This is a genomic window from Vibrio sp. 1641 (genome assembly GCF_033339995.1).
In the GTDB taxonomy this organism is placed as follows: Bacteria; Pseudomonadota; Gammaproteobacteria; order Enterobacterales; family Vibrionaceae; genus Vibrio; species Vibrio alginolyticus.
In genome coordinates this window covers 1-601 of record NZ_JAWOVP010000322.1, presented here as the reverse complement: position 1 = coordinate 601, position 601 = coordinate 1, and the positions used below count along the sequence as shown (strand labels likewise).

1 protein-coding gene is annotated in these 601 nt (G+C 50.4%); it reads right to left on the bottom strand.

The genetic code is table 11. The features are described 5' to 3' along the window. The coding region (gene bioH, locus R7Z47_RS25765) for a pimeloyl-ACP methyl ester esterase BioH (protein ID WP_318130883.1) at positions 1–601 on the bottom strand (601 nt) is incomplete at both ends.

Below are 601 nucleotides of genomic sequence, written 5' to 3'. Positions count from 1 at the left end.
TGAACGGTGCATGAGAAGATTGAGAAAAGACAAACTGTTGCGTGTGAGGCAGTTGCTGGCTGAGATCGGTCGCCACTTTAATCGGCACCAAACCATCCAAACGACCGTAAAGACGTAGCATCGGCATGGTCAGGGAAATCAAAGCATCACGCAGGTCAACATCCGCCAAAATATTTAAACCAACCAATAGTGACTCTGGGTTCGGCTGAGGACGCGATAGCACCGCTTGTTTGAGTTGTTTAACATCTTTACGTGCAGACGGACTTCCCATGGCTTGCAGCGCCATAAAACGCTCAATGGTCAGTGAGAAGTCTTCTAGTAACTGAGAGGTGAACGCGCTCAGTACATTCGGTTGAATGCCACGCCACGGTTTTTCTGCGGCAAATTTTGGTGAGCTGGCGACGGTGATCAGCTTACTCACTCGCTGAGGAGCATTGAGCGCAATGTGCGTGGCCACCAAACCACCCAACGACCAACCTAGCCACACTGCTTTCTCTGGCGCGTCTTTTAGTACCATGGCAGCGATTTGTGCGAGATCTTCACCATGATGCTCAGCGCTAAAGCCGTATCCAGGAAGATCGACGACATGGACACAAAAATC